The following is a 7,685-nucleotide window of genomic DNA, read 5'->3' as shown; positions in this document are numbered from 1 at the left end:
ACAATATCCCAGTCTTTTCCTTCGAGCTCGTTCCAGCTTTCAAAAGGCAATCTGCCCCTGCTCCCGAAAACGAAAATCTTTTCCACGGGAGTAATCTCCGCAATCTTGTCTTTAAGGCTTGTGAGGATATAAGACAGCACTTTTTCGTGCTGCCAGATAGCCTCGGTTTTTACCTGACTCATTGTTCAATTTTTAAATGATCAGATTATACCAGAAATTTACTTAGAGGAACTTTGTCAAGATCTAAGCTTCCGGAATGATTTGTCCGTATTTATCCAAGATTCTTTCATAACCGTATTTATTGTATTCCGGAGAAGCGATCTTTAAGGTTGAATTTTGCAAATCCACGGAAAACTTCAATAAATCGTGCCCATCATCTTTCAGGTTCACAGAAAGTAATTATACTTTGCTAAAAAAACACTCCTAAGAAGGAGCGAAATTGTTATTTATCTTTGATAAACTTAAATTCTATGATATTAGAATCATCAGGGTCGTCAAACTGATAATATAGTGACATTGTTTTGCTAATTTCTTTTCTAAAGTAGTTCCACTTGCTTTTGCTGGACATCTATAAACAATACCTTTATATGGTATTTTATTATGATTTTCTAGTTCATCTTCATTTTTGAAATTGTTGATATCTTTATCTATATATTCTTCTAACTTTTTTGCAAGAATATCTTTTTCTTCCTTACTTAACGAAAAACTTTGTTGTTTATTAATTTTTTGAAGTAATTCAGGACTATCCTTAAGAAGTATTACGAGTAAGCCATCGCTTGAATGATAACCATGAAGCTCTTTAAATTTTTCATAATCGGTAGAAAAACCAAACATTGATTTAAGTTCTCCGTTTTTATAAATTCTTAATGTTGACGTATTATTTAAAATTTTTCTTATATATTATTACATCTATTTCATCAAACTCTCCAAAATTTACACTTCTTTCAGTAATTTTAGAAATACCTTTCTTACTCATTGTTTTATAGAATGTGGTTGCTTTTAAGACTCCATCTGTGAATTTTTGTTCCAAGTTTTTAAAACAAAAACCGTTTCATAAATGAAACGGCCAATTCTATTATTCTTTATAAACATATCTTAAAGGTTTATTCGCTGCAATATGATCTTCAATTAGTTTTTTGAATCCTAAAGCACCATAAATCATACTATCTACATAAAATTCTCTTCCTTTATGATAAAGAAAATATGTAGTTCCTTTAAATTTAAAAGGCTGACTTCCATATTGCTCTGGATATCTTTTTCTTAATTCTTCTTTAAAAGGATTAAAATCCGGATGCTTTACTAACTCTTCTATTCTCTCTAAAGTTGGAAGTATCTGTTGAAGCTCATGTACTGTAACTTCAAAATCTTACTCTGCGTAAATTCGTTGTTTTATACTTTCTTCAATGGCTGGATTTAATTTCAAAATAGCAAATCTTTCGAAGGTATTTTCAAATTTATCATAAGTCTCATCAAATACTTCATAAAACTGTTTATATCCCAAAGATTCTCCACCTAGGTAATCCGGTAACTGTTTCCATTCTACTTTTATTGTTTTTACTTTTTTCCCAAAATGATTAAATGCTTCATCATAAATTTTTGTTCCAAGTTTTTAAAACAAAACCGTTTCATAAATGAAACGGTCAATTCTATTATTCTTTATAAACATATCTTAAAGGTTTATTAGCAGCAATATGCTCTTCAATTAATTTTTTAAATCCTATTATACGGTTAATTAAACTATCAATTGGATTTAGCTTTGAATAAAGATAATAAGTTACCCCTTTATATTCAAACGGATTGTTCCCATATTGCTGAGGATATCTTTTTCTTTTCTCCTCTTTAAATGGGTCAAAGTCTGGATGTTTTAACAATTCTTCTATTCTAGTATCTAAAGTTGGAAGAATTTCTTGAAGTTCAGTAACTGCTACTTCAAAGTCTTGTTCTGCATCTATTCTTTGGAGAATACCATTTTTTAAATCAGAAGAAATATTAAGATTTAAGAAAGGTTCCTTTATGAAATCTAAAGTTGCACTTAAATTTCTTTTGCCGTTGGTGCCAAATATTATATAAACTTTCATTCTTTTAATTGTTTTAAAATTACTATTACTGATTCTTTTGTCTCATAACCATCGATTTTTTGGTAGCCTTTTTTTTGCATTGTTTTATAAAATCTTGTACCTTGAACAGCTTTTTCAAAATCATAAGTTTCATCAAATACTTCATAAAACTGTTTATAACCTAAAGATTCTCCACCAGGATAATCTGGTAATTGTTTCCATTTTACCTTTATTGTTTTTATTTTGTTTCCAAAATGGTTAAAGGCTTCATCGGTAAATTTTTGTCCTAATCCTTTTACTCCATAGGTATTAAAATCAAATTCTAATTCACCTCCCCATACTCTTGCCGAATTCTCCCAAACAAATCTTTCATCTGCAACTTTCCAAATAATTTGGTCTTCATATATTAATATCTTATACTTCAATCCTTTGTAATAATGATATATACTTTTAAGCAAACCAGCTTTCTCAAAATCTGTAAGTGATTCTATAAGCACACGTTGTATAAACTCTGCCGCTTTTGCAGGTGAAGCATAATACACCCTGCTTAAAAAAGCTCCTACCTCTGCTTCCGTACCTGTTGTTACTAAATACCATTTATAATAAACTTCATAAAGATTATCTCCAGCTTTTCTTACAGAAATTCTCTTCTGAGTAAGGTTTTGTATTATATACTCAAAATTTGCATCTGAAGATGAAAAGAATTTCACAAGTTTTCGCAATAATCCATTCTTCTCGCCCATTAAAACCACTTCTTCTATTACATTAGCTGTATTCCTTGCTTGATATGCTTCCAGTTCCGCTATAAGTTTCTCCAGCTGTTCTGTAAAAATACGGTAATTGCCTTTAACGTTTTTCAGATTCTTTAAGTTCTCCAAAAGCACAGGTCCATAGGCGAGAATGCCTTCCATTATCACCACACTCATTATACCTGCTCCCACGAGGGCATAAATTAAATCCCAGTTCTCTACAAACCATTTGCCTTCCGGATATTGAGAAAGCCACTTCCGGACATCTTCGTCCATCAAAGATAAATCAATACTCGCTAAAGCTAAATCTGTAATGGCCAATAACGAAAGTTCACCAGCAGCACCTACTGTGACAAGTCCTGCAATAATTGCAACAATATCGCCGCCAATGCGTATGTATTTCAATACTTCTGTCCACTCTTTTTCATCTGCCAGCGCTTTTATAAAAAGAGCGGTCACCAGCTCTGCCTTTTGCCCGGTTTCTGAATCATATGAATAACAGACCAAATTCATGGGATGATAGAGATATCCGGGATCTACATCCTCAGTTACGGTTTCTTCAGCTAGCGGATCTCCTTCTTTTGGGACTATCTTTACATTCTGCTTCACTTTTCTTTTCTGTTGCAGAAAGACGGCATCTTTATAATCAAAATCCCAATCGAAACTCATAATCCCTTTCATTGTATTCAGGGTATCATTCAATTCCAAAATATTGGATTCTATAAAATAACTGCCCGTGCTGACCAATGCATTGGGTGTTACTTTCCTCTTGGCATTTTATCACTTGCAGCAAACTTATTGAATACGGAAGCAAACAAAATCCTGTTAGATATAGACTGTCCTAATATCTCAGAACGCCCGTCAAGGTTATCATAAATTTCAGTAAGGACTTTTGGGTTTTTCCAAAAATAATCAGCAGCTTCCTGAAATTTTCTAAACATTCCCATTACCTTTATAAGAAGGGAGCTGGTGTCTCTTGTCCAGCTGAACCAACCGGTGTCATCTTCTTTAGTTAATATTTTTAGATGTTTTGCCACAACATCTGTTGAAAGTTGAATCTTTACTATAAAACTTGTGGGCAAATCCCCATATACCTGATACAAATCATCAGAACTTTCTGAACTTGTTAAAAAATTGGTAAACTCCCTGATGAAAAAAGTAGAAGCATCATAGTCCTTTTCTACATCTCCATAATTTAGATACAGTAATAAATTCCTGTATTCCTGAAAAGAATGTATCCGTAGTTCTATTGCTGTATCATGGGTATCAACATAGCAAAATGTCAGAACTTAAGTAAGCTTATCATTTTCGTCAAAAAAGACTTCCATATAAGGGCGGTCTCTTGAAAATTTATTAGAAACTTTTACTACTCCATTTTTCAATCCTATTCTGGCGGAAAGATCAATGTGCTTCTGCCCATCCATAATATAGGTTTGAGCAATATCCTGCTGATATTCCTGATAAAAATATTGCATTATTCCATTGCTTCCATTGGCAATTTTTATATTACCCAATAGTATGGTAAGATTAATATACTCATCGTTCTGATAATTAATATTCTTATTAGAACTTCCGAAGGAGTTGGAAAAAAATTTTTTATTTCCTTCAAATCCCTGGGTTACTTCTTCAAAAGAAAGTATTTTGTATCCGGATAAATCTCCGAACTCGTCGTCAAAATTTTCCATCATTTGTGTGGTTAGCGATTAAAAATTCCAATTCATTTACGGGAAAAAGTTGTTTGGTTTTCATATTCCGTAAAACACCTAGACAGGAATTTGTAACTAAAAAATAAAACGCCTCCATTTCCGGAAGCGTATATTTAAATTTATTCTTTTACATTATTAGGATCTTCACCTGTAATGGCGCAGACTTTATATAACAATTCTTTATCTGCAACAAAACCACCTAATATTTTATTTCCGTCTCTATCAAATTTATTAAAATATACTGTAGTAGCTCCATAATCTAAGCTCTCTCTCTCTACAAAACCGTTATCATAATATTGAATATCCCATCCCATTCGTTCACCATCTACATATTCAAACTCTCCAGCGATTTCTCCATTTTCATGATATCCATAGATTTCAAAACCTGTAAACGGTTTCCCTTGATAGTTCATATCTTCACCAACATAAGTTCCTACTCTAACTGATTGTAAATCTTCTGTATCTACCCTTATTTTATTGGGCATTCTTTTATTTGCACTCATCACTTTATTATTTAAATTTTGTAATTTTTTCCAAAAATAAAACATCTTTTAAAATTAACTGACAATCGCCACACCGAATCATATATTCTTGTTTTACAATATTTTTGTTATATCCTATAAAACCCCTCAATACTTCATCGTCTATTTTCACTCCTTTGCTTTCTAATATCCAAAGTAAATCGTTCAGAGCCAATACTTCGGCATGGGTTCCGGGTAAGCCACCTGTTCTTTCCCAATTGTAAGATGTTGGGTGTTTAATTCCTTTCGCTACTTCATCAAAATGGGTATTCAATAATGATTCTATATGAGGGTGCATATTATACTCTAAATAGCCTTGTTGTTTATAAAATTTGTAAATTTCTTTAATTTCTGATAAATTGGACTCTCCTCTTCCTATTGCTTTTATCTTTATAAAATCATTGAGTTCCCGTTTTGGAAAATTGGTTTTTACCTTAATAATCTCTCCCAGTTTTTTATCCTGATGAATAATCCCTGCTACCAATTGTCTGTCGTCTAACCATTTCTTGTCAATAAACTTTTTTCCTTTCTTGGTTTGCAGTATTTTTTTTCCTTCACTAAAACCAGTTGCATGCTCTACATCCAAGAGAAGTGCAACTTCTTTGTCTACTTTGTGGGTAAGGAGTTTTGCTTGTCTTCTAAGGTGTAAAGGTATCTCGGAAGGTTTTGGAGTTCTTGCCTCGTAATAGTGAAATCCTTTTTCATACGAAGGAGGAGGGTTTCCATCAATGGTTTTAGTACGCAAGACTTTTTGTTCTTCCAGCTTCCTGTTGATCTCTCTTCTTTTCGTTTCTGCTCTTTCTTTTGGAGTAGGTTTCTTTTCAGGCTTTACAATTATTTCTTCTATTGATTTTTCTCTTATTGGTACTTCCTGTATTTTTTTAGGTTCTAGGGCTTCCTCTAATTTACGCTCCAGATTAGGGTTTCTTTCAATAGCGTTGTCTATCCAGCTTTCCATTTTTGGAAGTATTTTTCCGGCATCTGCAATAGATTTTACCACCTCTAAAATAGAAAAAATAATATCAACAGCTATCACTAAATCTTCTCCTGCATTGTGTGAAATTACATAGCCATTTTGATTTTCAGAATACCGTTCTTCAAAATAATTTGCTATTGCCCTTTCTATTGCTTTTTGCAGAAATTCGGGATCTTGCATATATTTTTCAATGCATTGTTCTATTCCTTCTTTCAGCTTTAGATAAACTATTTTATCTTCGGCATTTAAATCTTCTAACTGGAAATAAAGCCTGAGTGTTAACAAAAGAATATCTACAAATCCGGCAATAAATTCTACAATACCGTCCCAGAGCCCACATAAAAAAGAGAAATGATAAGGAGAATAGCTTTTCAGCGAATCCAGCAATTGAGCAATAACCTGTAAATTTGCTTTAAAAAGGCTTATAAATAATCTTATTGATTTAAGAAAGACTTTTTCTATAGAAAGATATTCTAAAACATAGAGAAAGTTTTCTGTTTTTTGCAACAAATTAACAGAAACTGTTATTTTTCCTTTTAGAAAATCAATGGCTTTTATAGGATATTTCCAGAGGTAAATATCTGAAGCAATGGTAGGATCCCAGCTTTCTTTTTCAAATTTCAGTTCTCTAAATGCATCAGATATTCCATCAAGTATTCCTGCTACGATTTCATTTTTTGTGTATTTTTTGCCTCCTATTACATTTTTTTTTAATGGCCTGTATGCTATTTCCAAAGTGAAAGCTTCTACTAACTTTTCTAATGTAAAAATGATATTATTTGCTTTTTTTTGCTGCGCGATGATTATTGAACTCCATTTTTCTAAAATATTTGATTTTGGATCAGCTTTAATAATAGCAAAATATTCATTCAGCATTGCCTGACTCATCTTGATAAGACAAACTGTATTTAAGTCTACATAAAATTCGGTATTATTAGTTTGTTCTTCTATATAAATAATAAAATCGGTTTCTTCATCATATTTACCTTTAGAGGAATCAATAGTTTTGTCATATTTCGTATAGTTAGCAATTAATTCTGTCCCCTTCGTAGAATTTTCTATTCTATACTTCCATATAGGTATCATTCCTACCGTTTGATAGATAATTTTATTTATAGTCTTTTTGTAGAATATACTATTCTGTCCTAACGGTGATTGTAAACCATATTGATTTGACATATCGTCAAAAGATTTATTTACAATTCCCTTCAACGGATTTTTATTTCCATCAAATCCTTGGGTTACTTCTTCAAAAGAAAGTATTTTGAATCCGGATAAATCTCCGAACTCGTCGTCAAAATTTTCCATCATTTGTGTGTTTAGTGATTAAAAATTCCAATTCATTTACGGGAAAAAGCTGTTTGGTTTTTATATTCCCGATGAATTTCTCAGTTTGTTCCCTGCTCATAACCAAAAGGTCCAGATGGTAACCCGGTTCTACTAAAACGTGGGCATTCTTGAGCCTGCAGCCTGCCTGTACCAAAATATCCCAGTCTTTTCCTTCGAGCTCGTTCCAGCTTTCAAAAGGCAATCTGCCCCTGCTCCCGAAAACGAAAATCTTTTCCACGGGAGTAATCTCCGCAATCTTGTCTTTAAGGCTTGTGAGGATATAAGGCAGCACTTTTTCGTGCTGCCAGATAGCCTCGGTTTTTACCTGACTCATTGTTCAATTTTTA

Annotated in this window: 11 protein-coding genes; all 11 read right to left on the bottom strand. The window is 32.6% G+C overall.

Annotation, left to right across the window (positions count from 1 at the left end):
- Window positions 1-182, bottom strand: a 182-nt coding sequence (locus SOP96_RS12310; protein ID WP_326321239.1) for a hypothetical protein, incomplete at its 3' end; no start/stop codon positions are given.
- Between the two features lie 61 nt (window positions 183-243).
- The gene (locus SOP96_RS12305) at window positions 244-390 is read right to left on the bottom strand and encodes a hypothetical protein (RefSeq protein WP_326321238.1); all 147 of its coding nucleotides are present in this window, start codon (window positions 388-390) and stop codon (window positions 244-246) included.
- Between the two features lie 78 nt (window positions 391-468).
- Window positions 469-834, bottom strand: coding sequence for a hypothetical protein (locus tag SOP96_RS12300; RefSeq protein ID WP_326321237.1), 366 nt, complete (start codon window positions 832-834; stop codon window positions 469-471).
- A gap of 43 nt (window positions 835-877) precedes the next feature.
- Window positions 878-1,030, bottom strand: coding sequence for a hypothetical protein (locus SOP96_RS12295; protein WP_326321236.1), 153 nt, complete (start codon window positions 1,028-1,030; stop codon window positions 878-880).
- Window positions 1,031-1,649: 619 nt separating this feature from the next.
- On the bottom strand, window positions 1,650-2,078 hold the full coding sequence (locus SOP96_RS12290; RefSeq protein WP_326321235.1) for a hypothetical protein: 429 nt from the start codon (window positions 2,076-2,078) through the stop codon (window positions 1,650-1,652).
- A complete protein-coding gene (locus tag SOP96_RS12285; RefSeq protein ID WP_326321234.1) occupies window positions 2,075-3,487 on the bottom strand; it encodes a hypothetical protein in 1,413 nt (470 codons plus the stop codon). The genes SOP96_RS12290 and SOP96_RS12285 overlap by 4 nt, the downstream gene beginning before the upstream one ends.
- Window positions 3,488-3,564: 77 nt before the next feature.
- Complete coding sequence (locus SOP96_RS12280; RefSeq protein ID WP_326321233.1) at window positions 3,565-3,843, bottom strand: hypothetical protein; 279 nt, start codon at window positions 3,841-3,843, stop codon at window positions 3,565-3,567.
- A gap of 252 nt (window positions 3,844-4,095) precedes the next feature.
- Window positions 4,096-4,494: a hypothetical protein gene (locus SOP96_RS12275; protein WP_326321232.1), complete on the bottom strand. Its 399-nt coding sequence runs from the start codon at window positions 4,492-4,494 to the stop codon at window positions 4,096-4,098.
- A gap of 137 nt (window positions 4,495-4,631) precedes the next feature.
- Window positions 4,632-5,015, bottom strand: a complete 384-nt coding sequence (locus tag SOP96_RS12270) for a hypothetical protein (protein ID WP_326321231.1) — start codon at window positions 5,013-5,015, stop codon at window positions 4,632-4,634.
- Window positions 5,016-5,022: 7 nt separating this feature from the next.
- Window positions 5,023-7,320, bottom strand: a complete 2,298-nt coding sequence (locus SOP96_RS12265; protein ID WP_326321230.1) for a hypothetical protein — start codon at window positions 7,318-7,320, stop codon at window positions 5,023-5,025.
- Window positions 7,304-7,672: a hypothetical protein gene (locus SOP96_RS12260; RefSeq protein ID WP_326321229.1), complete on the bottom strand. Its 369-nt coding sequence runs from the start codon at window positions 7,670-7,672 to the stop codon at window positions 7,304-7,306. Before SOP96_RS12260 ends, SOP96_RS12265 begins: the two co-directional genes overlap by 17 nt.
- Window positions 7,673-7,685: the final 13 nt, after the last annotated feature.

Origin of the sequence: Chryseobacterium salviniae (genome assembly GCF_035819015.1) — a bacterium.
In the GTDB taxonomy this organism is placed as follows: Bacteria; Bacteroidota; Bacteroidia; order Flavobacteriales; family Weeksellaceae; genus Chryseobacterium; species Chryseobacterium salviniae.
The sequence above is the reverse complement of the archived record's forward strand: the minus strand, read 5'-3'. Positions and strand labels throughout refer to the sequence as shown.